Raw genomic sequence first — 17781 nt, forward strand, 5'->3', positions numbered from 1 at the left:
GCCATGGCCCGCGCCGCTGCGCTCGCGCGCGGGCGGGGCCTGCGGCGGCGGCTTCGCGGAGCTGCCGCCGTAGAATTCGGCGGCGCGGGCTTTGCGTGCCGCCAGCCGCTCGAGGCCGGCGTCACGCGTGGCCTCGCCGGCAGGTGCCGGACGCCTGCGGAGCAGGGCGGCCAGCCTTGCGCCGATGGCGCCCCATGGCAGAGCCAGGCGCCGCACGGCAATGTCGGCGACCCACAACAGCAGGGCCGCCGCCAGCAGCGGATAACTCCAATCATGGAGATTCATCCGCGAGGTCGCCTGCCGGTCAAACACTTCGGCCGGGTTGTCCCAGGATAACACGCGGCCTCCGGTCGCCTCGGCCAGCCGTTTTATGGCTTCCTCTCCACTGCCAGAGGACAACCGGTATTCCGGCGAATACGGAACCACAAAACCGGTGCCTGGCGCCGCCTGCAGTGCTTCTTCCCCACTGGCATCCTCAAGAGACATGAGAAATGCTCCCGGCTTAGTAACCTTGACGAGTCCGGTATAACGGCCGGGAGCTTCCTGGATAAGCTCCACCGTCTGCTCGCCGGCTTCATCATCCCCGATCACCGCATTCAGCTTCTCCGGCGGATTCTCGCCCTCAGCCATAACCTGGAGCTTGACTTGGTTGCCGGCCGTTTCGGTAGTCACTTCATAGGGCGACGACGTAAACTGCGGGAACGTCCACTTCACAATTTCCGTCAACGTGTTGGCGAAGCTGGACCACGATACCCATTCCTTGGACCACTTTCCGCTTAAATCGCTCGTCCATGCCACCGTTCGCCCGGATCCGTATTGCCAGCGCGACAGGATCGGGTCCGGCTCCGGACTGGACAGAACCGTCTGGGCGGAAGACTTCGGCGTTGTTGCTACATAACCATATAGCCCCGGTACGCCCTGCTGGAATAGACTCGCCCAATCGCCCGCATTCTGAACGGCCGGGATAAAGGGTTTATCCACGATATAGGATTTGGCCAGCATCACGGCCTCCCGGCTGAATACCGCCGGCAGCGTCGTTTCATCCTCAACGAAGTAATAACGGCCTTTGGCCGCATCCGCCAAGGATTGAAGAAGGTTGGTGTCCGCGTCCATCCCAACCGCCACAGAAGACATCGTGATTTTGTTCTCCACCATCGTGTCGGTCAGATCCTGATAACCGGAATTCATGGCGGATTGTCCGTCGGTCATCAGAATGATATGTCTGCGCTGGGCGTTAATCTTCAGCATTTCCTCAAGCGCCGAGGAAACGGCAGGATAGATGTTGGTCCCTCCGGCGCTCGGAATCGACTGGATGCTGCTAAGTACCTCTTCCTTGTCCCCGAGCTTCTGCGGCGGAACAACCCACCACGGCTGATCGTCAAAGGCGACGACACCGACCGTATCCTTGGCTCTCAGGAGCTCCACCGTGCGCATCGCCGATTCTTTGGCCAATTCGATCTTATTTCCATCCATGCTCCCCGAACGGTCAATGACGAGGATGAGACCAAGCGATGGAATCTCCCGTTTGCCTTCCAGCTCCATCGAGACCGGCAGTGCTTTTTCAATTGGGGTTTTAAAATATCCGCCCATCCCAAAGCTGTCCTCGCCGCCCGCCATCATAAACCCGATGCCGAAGCTTCGGACCGCCTGCTCGATCAGCTCCATCTGCTTGCCGCCGACGTCACTGCCCGAGACGTTATTAAAGATGATGCTGTCGTACACGGCATACTTGGCAGCTTCCAGCGGAAGCAGCTCCGGCGGAATCACTTCGGTGCCAATCATTCCGGACTTGAGGGCTGCCGTGATATTACCCGACGTTCCCGGGGTTCCTTCAACGATCAGTACGTTCGGCGGGCCTTCCACCCGGGTAAAATCGAACGCCGCATTATTGGCGGATGCCTCATCCCCGTCCATGAAAATTTCGGCACGGTAGCGGTGAAGTCCCGGGCTCTTAGCCAGGCCTTTTACGGCATACCGGTTCTCGCCCGGGGTTACGTCGACGCGTTCCCGGCCGATCTCACGGTTGTCCTCGTAAATGCGCAATTCACCGGAGGTCTTAAACGTGCTGCGGATCATAACCTCCACATAGAAAGACTCCGCTTGATACAGCTTATCCGGTACCTTCAGTTCCTCCACCGCAACGTCACGGATAGCCTGCTTCGGAGTCGGAAGCACATCAACCGCAATGCCCCGATCCTTCAGCAGCCTTCCCGCCGCTGCCATGCTGCCTACATTCTCCTCCCCGTCCGAGATCAACACGATTCTGGAATCGCTGTTGCCCTCGAACAGGCTCCCTGCGAGCTGAAGACCGGACTCCAGCCCCGTAAACTGCTGCTCCAGCAGCGCATTTAAAGAGGCTCCTGCATTCTCCGTAGAGGATAATCGCCGTTCCACAGCGCCCTCAAGACCTGTAGAAACAACAGCGGTGCCATCCTTCTCGCCTTTTGCCGCAAGGGAATCATTAATCCAGTTCGAGATCCGGGCCGAATCCCCCATACTGCCGGAACGGTCCGCCAGGTACACGACCTGTTTATCCCGCAAGACCGTATAACCGTGCAGACCCGAAATCATAAGAATCAATAACAGAATGACGCAGGTTCTAAAGAATAAGGCCAATTTCTTGCGAAAGCCGCTGAGCCGAAAATCCGATTTGTGTGCGTAATAGAGAAAGACTCCTGCCGGGATCAACAGCAGCAACAACCATGGTTGGCTAAATTGAACGCCCACGCTGGTACACCCCCCATTCCGCTGCGATCACAGCAAGTGCCAAGGCCGCCAGCCACGGCATTAACGAACCGGCATCGCTTGCCGTCTCACTGTGCCCAGACGTCCCGGCACGTTCACCAGCTGCCGTATCATCCGAGTTCGGTGACGTTTGACTCACGACAGGGCCCTGATCGTTGCTCCAATCTGCCTCGTACGGGTCTGCCGTTACGGCCAGCCAAAACTTAAGCTTCTCGCCCGCTTCATTCTGCTGTTCAAAAGCGTACAGCCCCGGATATTCCGGCACGAGCTGTACCGGCGATATCCCTTGCTCGTTCCGGAGGGCTTCCGCAGCAGGAAGGCCGTCAGCAAGAGCAAGACCGCTCTTGGGTACCCATTTTGCTGCTACCGTATCCGCCGCAATCGGTATATCCGCCTGCGCGCCCGCCATATATCGGCCAAGACCGCTTCCCTTGCCCGAGGTCATCCACTCCAGTGCATTGCTGACCATGACCGGGAATTCCGGCGATAACGGAAGATCGCTATCCTGAAGCAGGAAATTAAACGACAACCGCGGTCGCCCGTTTTCGCTTCCCGCATAGACGATAGGTTGATCTCCCAGCTTGACTACAGGTTCCCCCCAAGCAGGGGCCTGATCCACCAGCGTACCGAAATAGACGCCCGATAAGGTTACATAGGCGGTCACCGGATGCTTCGCAAGCACGGCGCGTCCTCCTTTGCTTCCGACTTTGGTGCCTTCTCCGCCGATTGTCCAGAGCGCCGTTTTGGCGGTCAGCTCCGCCCACTTCCCTTGCTTGAACCCTTCTGGCATACTCCCGTCTACGACGAGCAGATCAAATTCGCCATCGGGTACGGGCGGTACATCCAATGCTGCGCTGCCCTTGTCCGTATTTTGATCCGTGACTGGATTCCCATCCTTCTTGTCTTCGGAGCCGTCCCAGGCAACCCGGGTGACTTCGGCTCCGCTTAGCTGCAGTGCCTTCTCCAGAAACAAATTGCCCGAAGTCAGCAGAAGTACGCGCGAGGAACCGTGACCCAAACCGAATGCAAAGGAATAATTGTCTGCCGCATACCCGTCATTCTCGGATAACTCAAGCCGATACACCTCCGCAAACGGGAGATCGGCAAAGGATTCCGTTAATTTCTTCCCCGGCGTAAGATTCAACACCTTGCTGGCCAGCAGCTGTTCATCCCCGTAAAGATTCACTTCGGCCGACATCGCTTCCTTGGCATTCGTGCTGAGGACAGCGACCGCCCCATAGGATGAACCTGTTTCACCCTTAGGTGAAATACCAAATTGGTCGATGGAAACGTTAAGAGGGGGTTCCCCCTGTACCTTCTCTACGGATACCGGAACCTGAAACGTTATGGGAGCTGTATCCTGCTTCCAGAAGCTGTCCGTAAAAATAACGACCTCTGCATCACGCTCTTCCCGTGTCAGAGCGGAAGCGAGCGATAAGGTTTCCCTGTAGGATGCCTGGCCGTAATAAGGCCGCAACCCATCCACGGCCTTATCGATGGCGGCGCGGTCGCTTTCATGGGAGACCAGCGTCGTGGGACTTGCTCCCACAGACAGGAGGGTAATCTCGCTCCGTCTCCCTTGGTCCTTTACGTACTCCTTAATTCGTTGCTGCATCATTTGCAGCCTGGATGCGGCTTCGCCTTCTGCCGAAGGCTGAATCTGCGCGCTCATGCTGCCCGAGGTATCGGCAACGATGACCACATGGGCGCTGCCTCCGCCAGACACCTGCATAAAGGGCTGCATCAGTGCGAAAACCATCAGCGCAGCAGCAAACAGCTGGAGCCACAGCAGGAGCCGATTCTGCAGCTTCTGCCACGGCCTATTCGCCTCCAGGTTCCGAAGCACCCTCTCCCACAGCAAGTGGCTGGGAACGGTTGTATCCACATATTTTCGTTTGAACATATACATAAGCACGATGGCCGGCAGCGTTAAACCGAACCATAGACTCAGCCAAGATTGAATCCCCAACGTGTCCCCTCCTCACTCCCGTGGCCCCTGACTAACACGACTTGGATGTTTTCTCAAAGCATCGGATGAAGGCTCGTCCATCTTTTCCTATTTGAATGAGTTCTCTTCTTATTTGTTCTAAAGATCACAGACAGGTGCTCGTGAAGCCTGCATTTCATAGTGTATATATTTACCGGTGTTACCCTGTCTACAAGCTTCCCAAAGCGTATGAAGTCCGGCAGATGCTTGGAACACTGCGTCCTGTATGAGGCTTGCTCTATCCAGTGACCAGACCTGCTCCTGCCAGCACCCCGAACATCGCGTCCGTAAGCGGCATGTCCGCCGGAATGAGCACGTAAGACATTCCCCGCTCCGCGCACACGCGGGACAGCATCTTCCGATACCGCTCCAGCTCCTCTTTGTAAGCATCGAGTACTTTACCCGTCAACGCCACTTCCTTGCCGCTCATCGTTTCGCTGTCGACCAATCGCAAATCGCCGGTCAATTTAGGCTCTAGTTCTTCCCTTGACAAAACATGCACCAGCACCACTTCCTGTCCGGTACTGGACAAAAGGGATAGCCCCCTGAACAATTCCTCCTCGCCGCCCGTAAGCCAAAAATCCGAGAACACCCAGGTCATCCCCGGCTGCCGAGGGAGTGCGCCAGGAACCGCAAGCGCGGCGCCCAAACTTCCCTCACCTCCCGTTTCTGCCCCTTGCAGGAACGAAAACAGGCGATGGGCCGAGCCCTTTCCTCTCATGATCGGAAGACGAGCATTAATCGAACGGCTGTAACAGGCGACCTGCAGCCTGTCGTAGGAGGACAATGCCATGTAGCCGATGCTTGCGGCGAGTTGACGTGCGAGCAGCCATTTCGTGCTTCCCTTCGTTCCTGCCGGATCCGCAGCGGATAGTTCGGATGACGATGACATAACGGCCCCCATCGATGCCGAGCAATCCACGAATAGGCTGACCGTCAGCTCCTGCTCGTCCATGAATTGACGCACGAATGCTTTTCCCGTACGAGAATAGACGCCCCAGTCAAACCTGCGGACATCATCCCCGGGAGTATACACTCGGTAATCGGCGAACTCGAGGGACGATCCGAGCCGACGGGATCGTCTCTTTCCCTGCAGCGTTCCGGCAACCCGTCGCTTGGCATCAAGACTCAATCGCTCCAGGCGCGGAAGCCATTCCGGAGGAAGCAGGTGCCCGCCCCCGCTCACGCAGATGCCTCCAGCGCTTGCAGAACCTCCTGAATGACATGGTCTGTCGTAATGCCGAGCGCCTGCCCCTCGAAATTCAAGAACAAACGGTGACGCAGCGCAGATAAAGCCACGGCTCGAATATCCCCCGTCGATACATGCATCCGCCCGCTGCACAATGCACGGACCTTGCTCACGGATATGATGGACTGGATGCCCCGCGGTCCGGAACCGAACTGGACGTATTTTCGTACCGCCTCCGGGGCTGCTGCCTCTTCCGGATGCGTCATCATAAGCAGACGAACCGCATAGTCCAAAATCTCCTCGGCAACCAGCACTTCCCGGGCTCCGCGCTGGATTTCCAGCAGCTCGTCTCCGGTCATTTGCCGTTCCACCTGGAATTCGTGGGAGGACGTCGTCCGCCTCACGATTTCCTTTAATTCATCCGCACTCGGATACGACACTTCGATCTTCAGCAGAAAGCGGTCAAGCTGCGCCTCCGGCAATGGATACGTCCCCTCGTTTTCCAGCGGATTTTGCGTCGCCAGAACAAAGAACGGTTTTGGCAGCTGATGGGTTACCCCACCCACCGTAACGGTCTTCTCCTGCATGGCCTCCAGCAAGGCACTCTGGGTTTTGGGCGTGGCCCGGTTAATCTCATCAGCCAGCACGATGCTGCTGAACAGCGGACCCTTTTGAAAGGTCATCCCGGTGTCCCCATGATGTCCGAACGACAAGATGTTGGTGCCCGTTATATCGCTCGGCATCAAATCCGGCGTGAACTGAATGCGGGAAAAGGACAATTCCAACGCTTCCGACACCGTGCGGACGAGCATCGTTTTACCGAGACCCGGAATCCCCTCCAGGAGGGCGTGCCCTCCTGCAAAGATACACCAGAGCATCTGCTCCACAACATCCTGCTGCCCGACAATCACCTTGCCGATATGTTCCCGCAGACCTGATATTTTCTCCATCCATTCCTGTGGTCTCACTGCAATATCCGACATGGACGAAACCTCCATCTTCTTGGTAAAGTTCAAGTACTCATTCTATATAAGGTGAACTAAAGATTCTTAGCCTGAGCATCACTACGAATACGGATTATTCTTCCGATCGCTGTTGCCCCCAGATTTCTCCTATTCATCTATATCTCGGTTGAAATCCGGGAGCAAAGGCGACCTCTTCGTTTCTCCAGAATAATTCCGCCTTCTCCGTTGAAGTTCTTCTTTTCTTTAGTCCAATCTTTATAGCTTCCGTTATTGGCTCTTCCATCCCTCACGGATTCGGATTGATTTGTATGAAATATTCCTCAACCAACCCTTGCATCTGGTCAGGCAGCGGATTGCGATCTAATGTTTTACGCGCTTCGGTCTCATAATCGCGGTACACTTCCTCATAAGGCCTGGACATGCCCGGAACGGTCGGCGAAACGCCGCCCTTCTGAATATCACCGCCACTGCCCTTGATCTCGCCGGAATCGTTCTGCACATTGCCGCTGCCCTTGTAATCCCGAGGGATCGTCACAAGCTCGCGACCGCCGGAGCCAAAGCCGGCTCCGCTGCCGGTCCCGCTTCCCGATCCTCCGCTGCCACCTGAGCCGGAGCCACTCCCCGAACCGGACCCACTGCCAGCGCCTTGACCTTCACCGGCCCCGGAGCCGCCTTCCCCGGAGCTTCCCTCCGAGCCTTCGCCTTCTTCTCCCGAGCCTGCCCCGGATCCGGCCTGCGCCAACGCCTCGGCACTGCCTCCGTTACTCCAGGCATCGGATACCGACATCCCTGCAGCCGTCATCTGATCGGCCAAGCTTAGTCCTTGCGAAGCAAGGGAGGACGCCAGCGAAGCGGCGGATTGCGACTGACTGTCCGACGCGGCTTTGGCTTGCGCCGCTTTAGCCAGCTCCTCGGCCAGCTGCTGGAGCGCTTCTTCCAGCTCCTTCGGCAGCTTGCCTTCCTTCAGCGAGTCGGCTGCTTTCTTGAGCTCTTGCTCCAGCTTCCCGTCCTCCAGCTGCTTGGCAGCTTCCTCAGCCAACTTTTTCAAAGCATCGGACAGCTCGTTCTTCTCTTCTTGGGACATCTTTTTCACCTGCTCGGTGAGTTTCTTCATTTCCTGCTTGAGCTCATCGGCCATGCCTTCGGCAAGCTTTTTCCCCACCTGGGACAACGCCTTCTGCTGCTGCATTTTTTGGGCCAGCTCAGACAATGCCTTCGCTTTTTCCTCCTGCTGTTTCGCCATTTTTTCAAGCTCTTTCATCGCTTCTTCCAGCTTCTCCAGCGCTTGCTCGGGATGTTTCTCACGGTCCAACGCTTTTTTCAAAGCATCCAGCTTCTCCTGCAGCTTCTTCCTGTCGGCAGGATCAATCGTTTCTTTCTGGAGCTCCTCCGCAAGCTTTTCGGTTTTGGCTGCCTGCTCCTTCATCCAGCTCTGCGCCTCTTTTGCCGCTTCCACTTTCTTATCCATCGGGTTCGGAACAAAAACAAGGATGAGCACGGCAGCCAGCGAAGCGCCACAGATCAAAAGATGTCTTTTACGATTAGGGTAAGGAAGACGCTCCGGCAATTGCTCCGCAAAACGCGCGCCATAGCGTTCCGCCTGCTCACGCTGCCATTTAGCGGCCTGCGATTCCTGTTCTTTGAACGATAGTGCCGTGACCATCATGTCGCTTCGCTCCGCTCCGTCCGGAACATGATCCATCGCAGAAGCGGCCTCTTCGATCGGAACCCGGTGCAGCCATCCCCATAACAAACCTACGAAGCCGGCTCCGACAGGAACGGCCACGGATGCAACGGGAAGCCAGGCAATGGGTATGAATCTCCCCAGCACCAGGAGCAGCAGCAGCGCGGCAAATCCTGCCATCAGTCCGTATAAAACATACGTTATGACGCGAAATCGCTGCAGCCGCCGTCTCGCAGCTTCGATAAAACGCACGATGTTGTCCATTGCTCTTCCTCCTTATCGTACTCTTATACTTTCAAGTTACGCTTCATCCCGCGTCATTTCCGATACTTGCGGGAGCTGTGCCTCATCCTTATTCTTACGTTTTCGCCTTGCGATTGGACGTATTTTCCGGATGGCAACCCACAGGGCAAGAACAATCACAACCGAATACACAATGAAGAATTCCAGCCACAATTCAATGGGGGCCTTGCTGTTCAAACTTCCGCCGTGCAGCAGGAATACGTCTTTTGAGAAGGACGGGTTAAACAAACTCATCATCGCCCCAGCCGGATTCAAACCCAGCAAGTATCCGACCCAGGAATAGCTGCCCGGCGCAGGCGCCTGCCCGCTTTGATACATATTCTGCTGCTCAATCCCCATGAAGAACAAATACAGCAGTCCTGTTATAAGGAAGATAATGAGTCCCGCACCGTAGGTGATAATAATCGCGACGATGGTTCTTTTGAATAAAGTCGAGAACATCACGCCAAGCGAACCGAGCAGCAGCATCACGAATAAATAAAAAACAAAAACGGATATAAGCTGTTTTGGGGAAATTCCCCCATACAGGAAAACAATGCTGTATACCGGCAGGGTGGCCAGCACGATCAGTGTCATAAAGCTGAGTGCCGACACCAGCTTGCTCAGCACAATCGTGGCCGAGCTCTGCTGCGTCGTCAGCAGCATGCTCAGCGTTTGCTTCTCCCGCTCGCTGCTGATGACGCCGGCGGTAAGAGCAGGTGCCATGAACGCGATGAGGACAAGCTGCGCAAAACTCAGCACATAGAACATCATTTGGCTCATCTGCGGATCGAATCGCTGAGGTCCCCGCTGTCCCAAATATAAGAAGAGGTAAATGAAGCCCATCGCAACAGCTCCGAGCGCCAACACATAAAATAACACCGACAGCATAGAACGCGTAGAACGCATCCGCAGCCGAAATTCCTTGTCAATGACCGGATTAATTAGCTTTCTGCTCCAATTCATTCGCGGGGTCCCCCTTTGGTAATTTCGAGGAATACATCCTCCAGATTGCTCTGTGCTTCCTGAAACGAGACAATCGGAATTTCCCAGGAGACCACCTGCCGCAGCAGAGCGCTTTGCTGCGCATCATCCCCGCCGTAATGAACATGGACACCGGTGTTATCCGTTAATACCGACGAGACAAAGGGTTCGTCCCGCAGCTTCTCGGCCAGTTCCTCTTCACGCTCGAGCGTGCGGATATGGATGACTTTTTTCACGCGGAGACGGCTCTGAATATCGGCCACCTTACCTTGGGCAACCATCTCGCCGTGCTCGATTACGCCGATTTCATCCACCATCTCCGCCAGCTCTGGCAAAATATGCGACGAAATGATGATCGTCTTGCCCATAAGCTTCAATTCCTTCAAGATTTCACGCATCTCGATCCGCGCCCGTGGATCCAGCCCCGAAGCCGGCTCATCCAGAATCAATACATCCGGATCATGCACCAGACACCGGGCAAGGCATAAACGCTGCTTCATGCCGCGCGAGAGACTGTCGACGTACGTATCCGCTTTGTCACTCAGGTTGACGAGCTCCAGGAGCTGCGGAATGAGCTGCTCCCGCTCAGCGCGCGGGATGCCGTAACTTGCCCCGTAAAAATGCAAATATTCGGTAGATTTCAGCTGGTCATACACGCCAAAGAAATCGGGCATGTAGCCGATCCGCTTGCGGACCTCTTTGGGATGCTGGGTCACGTCAAAGCCGCCGACCTTGGCAACACCCGAGGTTGGTAGCATCAGGGTGGCCAATATGGACATCGTCGTGGATTTGCCTGCTCCGTTCGGGCCGACAAATCCAAATACCGTCCCTTTTTCGATATGAAGACTGATGTCCTTCAACGCATGGAACGTTCCGTATTTTTTACTCAGGTTTCTAATCTCGATCATGGAGTGGTCTCCCCCTTCACAGACAGCTCCGGCATCATAAAGTTGGTCTGATCCTTGGCGGTGATCATGAAGCGGATCCGATTCCCTACGATATACTGCTCCGGATTTTTGGTAATGGTATGCACATTGTTCACGTCGGTAACAGGCTCCCATTCACTCTTCTTCGAGTTCCAGATCTCCATCGTAACGTTGTTGTTGAATTTGGTGCCTTTCAAGGACAATTCCGAATACTTCACGTTGCCTTCCGATATTAACGGGAATTCGGCGGTCAAGCTGCCCTGTCCCATCTCGACCCCATGAGGGGAAACCCCGAACATCGGCGCATTCACCTGCGATATTTCAGGAGACAGGAAGCCGTAAGGAATGTTGATCTCCCCGTTTAGTCCCCAATCCATCTCCACGGGCTGTATCCAGAAATTGAGCTGATCACTGTCCACCTCGGCGCCTTTCAGCGTATAATTCGTCAAATGGTCCTTGCTCCAGCCCAGAATGTAAGCATCCCTGTTGACCATTCTGTTGGAATATCCGTATTGGGACAAAATATCGCGCTCACGCTGTTTCGGATCATTCTGCGAATACGGGTACAGCATCCCAGACAAGTCACCGCCCGTAAACTTGATGATTTGTTTCGGGTCCTGAGGAACGGCAGCCGCCTCTCCCTTCTTGATATCTCCCAGCTTATAGGCTTTGCCTCCAATAACCAATGCAACCTCGGTCAAATCGTTAATCGTGTCATTGGTAACCTTACCGTTTAATTCTCCTTTGGCATCCAGCTTCAAATCCATGCCCAGACGTCCCATCTCCTCAGTCCCCTGATGGTCCACCCATACCTTGGCTAATGACCATTGGGACATGTCGCGAAGCTCCAGCGTCGTGGAGGCCTGCTCCACTCGGACAAAATTCTTATTCTCGCCCATTCCCCCAAACGTGTTTCGGGACTGCGCCGTTCTCAAATACGTATTCTCCGGAAATTCCAAGGCATAGTTCCCGCTTCGAGGCGTGAAAAATGCGGAAGCTGTCGATTTAACCGCATCCCCCTGACCGTTTAGTTCAATCAAGTTGATAGTATGTGCGAGTTCCCGCGTCTTGTCCGATGAACCGGCCACGTAAACGGAACCGCTCGCGATGACGGCAATGATCGGGATCAAGAACCAAGCCCATTCCCGTTTGTCCGCCTTTTTCAAGATGTAGTAGAGCAGCGGCGCAACGACCACCGCATAAATAATGAGCATCCACAACAGCAGCGTGAAGGAAGGCATCTTCAGTGATGGAAAATACTCCAGAACGTAATTCAAATTGTCCATCAGCGAATTGTAGTACATGCCATTCTGCGCACTCATCATGGGAAGGTTATTGCGCAGTATCGACGCCCAAGCATCCGGATGGCCTGCCCACGAGCTCACCGGTTCCATAGCCAGATCATAGGCCGCATATTGAACACTTCCTTGGCCATAGGTCTTCGAAGCAAACAAAGGTTGTCCATCCGCTTCAATCCCGATTTGGGCGCCTTCCACCGCTTTCGCTGTAGAAATGGTAAATGCCCCATCCAGTTTCAGCGGTTTCCCGCCAAGCTTCTCCAGCTCCGCCAGCGAGTTAACGGTGGTGGTGCCATTCGCAACGACCGGCGTTATGTCGGCAAACGGCGCCGCTGTTTTGGTATATCCCGCGCCTCCGGCCAGAATCAGGGTGCCGCCGCCATTTACCCAATCTGTAATCGCCTTGCGCTGAGGCTCTGACAGCGTATCGGAAGCAAAATTGTTGATAACAATGACGTCCAATCCGTTTAGCAGCATTCCATCCGACGGAACGCTGGCGTTCTTAAGCGGAAACACGTTCACGCTGTTGCCCTTGCCGTTAAGGACATTCATGAAATTCATCGTATCCGGATCATCCGATAACACGGCAATAAGTGCGCCTTGATAAGGAGAAGCCTGCATGTAGTTTTTACCTGTGGCAAACGGAATCTGCTTCCCTTTGGTATAAGATCCTTCATAGAAGAGGATCTGGTTATTATCTTTATTCAGCATGGCCCCTGGAATGCCGATCACGACTTCCTTCGGCGTATCCTTCGGCAGGTCCACCTGCTGGACGTAGGAAGTTTGATATCCGAAGCCATTGTAGTTCTGAATCTGCACGACCACGTCACCGGATATATCCCGGTCACTGGTTAAGGTCAGTTTGAGCGGATTCCATTTATCATGTTTAATCTTGCCTTGATAACCCATTTCGGATTGAATGCCAATCTTCGCTCCGTCGGCGTAGACGTTTCCGGCCGGAATCGACAAGGATAACGTGGCAACAATCAGCAGCGCCACCATCGGCAGCAACATCCACGTTTTTTTTGTATAAAACGACAACTGATGATTCCCCTCTCCACATATAAATTACTTTCACATGAAAAATGACACATATGTTCCGAAGACGTATGTAAAGGTTCTCTTCACAAGTTCAACTATATTGACGAGTCGAATTCATGAAAAGTTTGACGTTTCCTTCCACAAAGAGATATATTGGACTGTATTTTCAGCATTCCAGGGGAATTTAGCGTTTTTTACCAAGTCAACTATAAATAAAAATCCCACTCCAATAAGTGGAGCGGGATCAAGGGGTAATCCATTGCAGCGTTAAAGTGTTGGGCTGCTCCATCGTACTATCTATGATGAATCGTCCGAATACAGCCTCATATTCTTACTTGTATCTCAGGCACAGGCCCGGTTATTCCGGCATCGCTCGCCATCGTGTTCGGGCTGTTTCCGAACCTGCTGGCTGTCTTCCTGTCTGATTATACTTCCGCTTGCAAACCGTTAGTTGAATACAACCGTCTTATTGTTATGCACCAGAATCCGATCCTCGACATGCCACTTGACGGCTCTTGCAAGCACCACGCGTTCGATGGTACGGCCAATACGCTTCAACTCGTTGACATCGTCCCGGTGACTAACGCGCTGCACATCCTGCTCAATAATCGGTCCGCCATCCAACTCTTCGGTTACATAATGGGCGGTGGCTCCGATAATTTTCACCCCGCGGTTATAAGCTTGCGCATAAGGCTTGCCGCCGACAAAGGCCGGAAGGAAGGAATGGTGAATATTGATAATCCGGTTCCGGTAATGTTCGATAAAGGTTGGCGAAATAATCTGCATGTAACGCGCAAGGATAATCACGTCGATGTCATCGCCGATCACATCTAGCTGACGTTGCTCCGCTTGAGGCTTCGTATCCGCCGTAACCGGAATGTGGTGATACGGAATACCGAACGATTCCACGTATTCCTTCATATCCAGATGGTTGCTTACCACCAGTGCGATATCCGCATCCAGATCGCCCGCCTGCCATTGCCACAACAGCTCTACAAGGCAGTGATCTTCTTTTGAAACAAAAATCGCCAGTCGTTTCTTACGGACCGCATGATAGATATTCCATTCCATACGGAATTGATCGGCAACTTCCTGGAAGGACTCCTCCAGCTTGGGAAGCTTCGTATTCAAATCCTCCAGATCAAATTCAACCCGCATAAAAAACATGCCGCCGGCCGGATCCATCGTATATTGGTCAGACTGAACGATGTTCGCGCCATGCTGGTACAGAAACTGGGAGACCGCCGCCACAATTCCCGGTCCATCCGGACAGGAGATCAGCATGCGGGCACGATTAGGGTACTGACCTGCCGCAGACGGCAGATCCTTCTTGATGTGAATTTCCATGAGACTCGGTGATCCTCCTTTTAAATCTGCAATTAACGTCAAACGGCCTCGCAGGAAAACATCCCGCGACATGCGGACGTTATCCTGCGAATGCCTTAGTATTCTTAATATAAAGCCATTTCTAATGAAGCTTATGAATTCAGGGGAACACCGGACAACCAAGCGATCAGGCGCTGATTGATCTGCTCCTCCGAAAGGTCGGACAGCAGGCCTGCTGCCATGACCATATCGTACAGGCGCTCCATCGGTTCGCGTGGATCGGCCTTTTTGGCTTTCGCGTCATTCTTCAGAAGCGTCCAGGTATCCAGAACGAACGAACGGGATTCAATGCCTTCCTTAACAAAGAAAGCACCCAGTTCTTCTACTTGCTGAGCAAAAGTTGACCCGAAACGGCCTTCCACATCCCCACGCAGAAGCGCAATCTCGATCTCATACATCGGACGCTGCGTCTTCGGATCTTTACCGATCCACGGCGTCTCCAGAATGAACGGTCTGCCCTGGAGCTTCTCATGATGAACCACTCTTTGAATAGCTTCATAACCGATCCATCCGGTTCCAATCGGCGTATGACGGTCTTTACCCGCTCCACGCGGATTCTTGCTGTCATTCACGTGCACGACCGTTAACCGGTCGAGTCCGATCAGCTTGTCGAACTGCTCCAGCACGCCGTCCAGATCATTTACGATATCATAACCCGCATCATGAATATGGCAGGTGTCGAGGCAGATGGCCAAACGGTCATTGTACTTCACCTTATCAATAATGGAAGCAATCTCTTCAAAACTGCGACCCATCTCAGTGCCTTTGCCGGCCATCGTCTCCAGCGCAATCTTCACTTCGGTCTCATCCGTACCGCCGAGCACTTCATTGAGGCCTTCGGCAATTCGGTCGATGCCGTATTCCGCATCCTTATCGGTATATGCACCCGGATGGAGAACGATATTCTTCACACCGACCGCATGCGTGCGGCGAATCTCCTCTTGCAGAAAGCTCACCGCCAGCTCAAACGTATTGGGCTTGTACGATCCAAGGTTGATAATATATGGCGCATGGACCACAATCTCATCAATCCCGCTTTCCTGCATAGCGGCTCTGCCTTCTTCGATAAACATGGAATCGATCGGCTTGCGGCGCGTGTTTTGCGGTGCGCCGGTATATATCATGAACGAGCTTGAGCCATATGATGTAGCTTCAGCCGTCGCAGTCAGCAATCCCTTGTCCGAAAACGACACGTGGGAACCAATTTTCAACATGCTGTATCCCCCTTTTTTAACACACAATTACACCTATTTTAGCTTGTATATCGAAATAAATCTAGAAATGCGTTATAATTCTCATGAAAGTGTCATGTGACAATAATCATTGAGGTGATATACAAATGAAGAGCACAGGGGCCGTCATGGGCTATTTGTCGTCCAGTGCGCCGCCGTCATGGTTCATGAACTCCATTGCCTTCTGGGGATGGGTCATGCTTGGGCTGATGGGCATCGGCGGATTTTTCATGTTCCGCAAGTTTCTGAAAGTGCTTCCCAAAGCCGACGGTAAATCAAAGCTCGATTGGCAAAATTACTGGGTAGAGCGAAGCCTCCCGCTGTGGACGGATGAATCCAAAGCATTTCTGGACGAACTGGTGCAGCCTGTTCCAGGACCGTTCCGGGATATCGCCAAACACTCCATTGCAGCCGAAATCGGCAAAATCGCCGTCGAATCCGGCGCAACCGAAGTAACCCGGGATCACTGCATCAAAGGTTATATCGTGGCTACGCCGAAGCGGGATTACAAATTCTTGATGAATTTCCTCCAGAAGAAGGAAATCGACTACAAGCCTTATCAGCATTTGATTAATAAGTAATAACACAACCTTAAATGGAACGGCGGTACTTGCTTCATTCAAATGTTCGGACAAACCGTTTGGTCCGGAAAATAACTCCCCCTAGTCCTCATACAGAGGATCAGGGGGATTCGTTTTTTAATTTCGTTAAATGGAAGGGATACGAATGAACTTGGCCTGTTTTTTTACTCTTATACAGAAACAACAGCGTATTCTCCTCCTGTTTATTGAAGCGAATGATAAGCTCGCGGTCCGGTTCATTATTTCTGTCCAAGGCAACTTCTTCAAGGAACTGTTTCTCCGCAGGCGGAAGCGGGAGTATCTCATGAACATAAGCTGTGATCTCGCGCATTCGATGATAGAGTATCAGATGCTGCGTACCATATTCCCGTAAGATCATATACGAATCCGTGACATATTCGATCATATAGACCTCGTCTTCTTTTCCCGTCAACTCTCCTAGATTATAGGAAGCCACCACTTCCCCTTCATGATTTAGAAACTCTGCATGCTTGCCATCCGTGAACAATAATTTTTCTTGCAAATCGTATAGGTTATACGTATTGGTATCCGGATAATATCCCATGAATCCGAAGTGCGATTCCTTTATGATTTGTCCGTTCTTCACAAAAACCTGGCCGGATCTCTTACCTAATGCGGACATCCCTACTGCTTCATATAGTCGCACGTACGAACTGTGGTCGGACAGTCTATCCACTTGGAGATGTCTCAGTTCCTCCACCCTAATATCTAATGTCCCGATAAACGACGGCACTTTGTTCCCGATGGCTTGATAGAACTCGCCGTTCTTTCGATTAAGCCAAAATGTAATGCCCTTATCTGTTCCCACAGCATAAGTACTGCCAACAGATAGCGTCTTCGTATGGGAGTTCCACTTTACCTCTTCATTCACGGCTTCGGCAACAAACCGGAGAGGAATGTACAGCTTTCCGTTGATGACTTCCGCAGAAGTCTGGAGTTTTTTCTTTTCCTTGTTCACGTAAGCAGCATCGTTGCCGGGTTGCAGCGTCATTTCAAGATTTACGCCATACAGACTCGCCCTTTGCTGTGCTTGATTCCAATGAACCTTCAAACCCAAAATATCGCCGACCTCCCGCAGAGGAAGCAATACTCTCCCATCCTTCATCATTACCGGGTCTTCCAAGGTGAAGAGCGATTTGAATTGCCCATATTCCACGTTTGCTTTTACGAAAGATGTGGCCGCATGGGATGGGCTCGGTAGCAGCAACCATAACATAAAAAACAAGGCTGACCATAATAAGGCTCTTTTTATCACATCGATCATTCTCCTTCATTTCCATGAAATTAGAATCCTATGTATTAAACCCTTATATATGGGTAGTGGTTACGGCGCGGAATAAACAGTTCATCTCATAGCCAGATAAGATGATGAAGCAGGTTGATATCGAGAAAATTATGGAAATTAGCCATGGTTCAAGTATAATAGACTGTTATAAGAAATATAATCCGATAGTCCTAGG

General features: G+C 52.9%; 12 protein-coding genes. 1 reads left to right on the top strand and 11 read right to left on the bottom strand.

Annotated elements, in window-relative coordinates; translation table 11 throughout:
* The 10 genes from J7E85_RS13150 to J7E85_RS13195 form a co-directional block, all read right to left on the bottom strand.
* On the bottom strand, positions 1-2727 hold a 2727-nt coding region (locus tag J7E85_RS13150), incomplete at its 3' end, for a VWA domain-containing protein (protein WP_215158467.1).
* Entirely contained in the window at positions 2711-4714 is a 2004-nt protein-coding gene (locus tag J7E85_RS13155; protein WP_215158469.1) for a vWA domain-containing protein, read from the bottom strand. The genes J7E85_RS13155 and J7E85_RS13150, both read right to left, overlap by 17 nt.
* A 256-nt stretch (positions 4715-4970) precedes the next feature.
* Entirely contained in the window at positions 4971-5918 is a 948-nt protein-coding gene (locus J7E85_RS13160; protein ID WP_215158470.1) for a DUF58 domain-containing protein, read from the bottom strand.
* A complete protein-coding gene (locus tag J7E85_RS13165) occupies positions 5915-6904 on the bottom strand; it encodes an AAA family ATPase (protein WP_215158471.1) in 990 nt (329 codons plus the stop codon). Before J7E85_RS13165 ends, J7E85_RS13160 begins: the two co-directional genes overlap by 4 nt.
* A gap of 268 nt (positions 6905-7172) precedes the next feature.
* Entirely contained in the window at positions 7173-8834 is a 1662-nt protein-coding gene (locus tag J7E85_RS13170) for a phage tail tape measure protein (protein WP_215158472.1), read from the bottom strand.
* A 36-nt stretch (positions 8835-8870) separates the two neighbouring features.
* Positions 8871-9818, bottom strand: coding sequence for an ABC transporter permease (locus J7E85_RS13175; protein WP_215158473.1), 948 nt, complete (start codon positions 9816-9818; stop codon positions 8871-8873).
* Complete coding sequence (locus tag J7E85_RS13180; RefSeq protein ID WP_076324640.1) at positions 9815-10744, bottom strand: ABC transporter ATP-binding protein; 930 nt, start codon at positions 10742-10744, stop codon at positions 9815-9817. Before J7E85_RS13180 ends, J7E85_RS13175 begins: the two co-directional genes overlap by 4 nt.
* Positions 10741-13101: a DUF7408 domain-containing protein gene (locus J7E85_RS13185; RefSeq protein WP_215158474.1), complete on the bottom strand. Its 2361-nt coding sequence runs from the start codon at positions 13099-13101 to the stop codon at positions 10741-10743. Before J7E85_RS13185 ends, J7E85_RS13180 begins: the two co-directional genes overlap by 4 nt.
* 447 nt (positions 13102-13548) lie before the next feature.
* Complete coding sequence (purU, locus tag J7E85_RS13190) at positions 13549-14448, bottom strand: formyltetrahydrofolate deformylase (protein WP_098748691.1); 900 nt, start codon at positions 14446-14448, stop codon at positions 13549-13551.
* Between the two features lie 131 nt (positions 14449-14579).
* Positions 14580-15701: a deoxyribonuclease IV gene (locus tag J7E85_RS13195; RefSeq protein WP_215158475.1), complete on the bottom strand. Its 1122-nt coding sequence runs from the start codon at positions 15699-15701 to the stop codon at positions 14580-14582.
* Positions 15702-15826: 125 nt separating this feature from the next.
* Here J7E85_RS13195 and J7E85_RS13200 point away from each other — a divergent pair, with 125 nt between their 5' ends.
* The gene (locus J7E85_RS13200; protein ID WP_215158476.1) at positions 15827-16300 is read left to right on the top strand and encodes a DUF2621 domain-containing protein; all 474 of its coding nucleotides are present in this window, start codon (positions 15827-15829) and stop codon (positions 16298-16300) included.
* A 100-nt stretch (positions 16301-16400) separates the two neighbouring features.
* Here J7E85_RS13200 and J7E85_RS13205 read toward each other — a convergent pair whose 3' ends face one another.
* Positions 16401-17576, bottom strand: a complete 1176-nt coding sequence (locus tag J7E85_RS13205; RefSeq protein ID WP_215158477.1) for a copper amine oxidase N-terminal domain-containing protein — start codon at positions 17574-17576, stop codon at positions 16401-16403.
* Positions 17577-17781: the final 205 nt, after the last annotated feature.

The sequence above is a fragment of the Paenibacillus sp. ISL-20 genome, assembly GCF_018613005.1.
In the GTDB taxonomy this organism is placed as follows: Bacteria; Bacillota; Bacilli; order Paenibacillales; family Paenibacillaceae; genus Paenibacillus_AQ.

Coding starts and splice junctions, on each gene's coding strand:
- J7E85_RS13165 (WP_215158471.1), bottom strand. CDS start 6,904: ATGTCGGATATTGCAGTGAGACCACAGGAATGGATGGAGAAAATATCA.
- J7E85_RS13170 (WP_215158472.1), bottom strand. CDS start 8,834: ATGGACAACATCGTGCGTTTTATCGAAGCTGCGAGACGGCGGCTGCAG.
- J7E85_RS13175 (WP_215158473.1), bottom strand. CDS start 9,818: ATGAATTGGAGCAGAAAGCTAATTAATCCGGTCATTGACAAGGAATTT.
- J7E85_RS13180 (WP_076324640.1), bottom strand. CDS start 10,744: ATGATCGAGATTAGAAACCTGAGTAAAAAATACGGAACGTTCCATGCG.
- purU (WP_098748691.1), bottom strand. CDS start 14,448: ATGGAAATTCACATCAAGAAGGATCTGCCGTCTGCGGCAGGTCAGTAC.
- J7E85_RS13195 (WP_215158475.1), bottom strand. CDS start 15,701: ATGTTGAAAATTGGTTCCCACGTGTCGTTTTCGGACAAGGGATTGCTG.
- J7E85_RS13200 (WP_215158476.1), top strand. CDS start 15,827: ATGAAGAGCACAGGGGCCGTCATGGGCTATTTGTCGTCCAGTGCGCCG.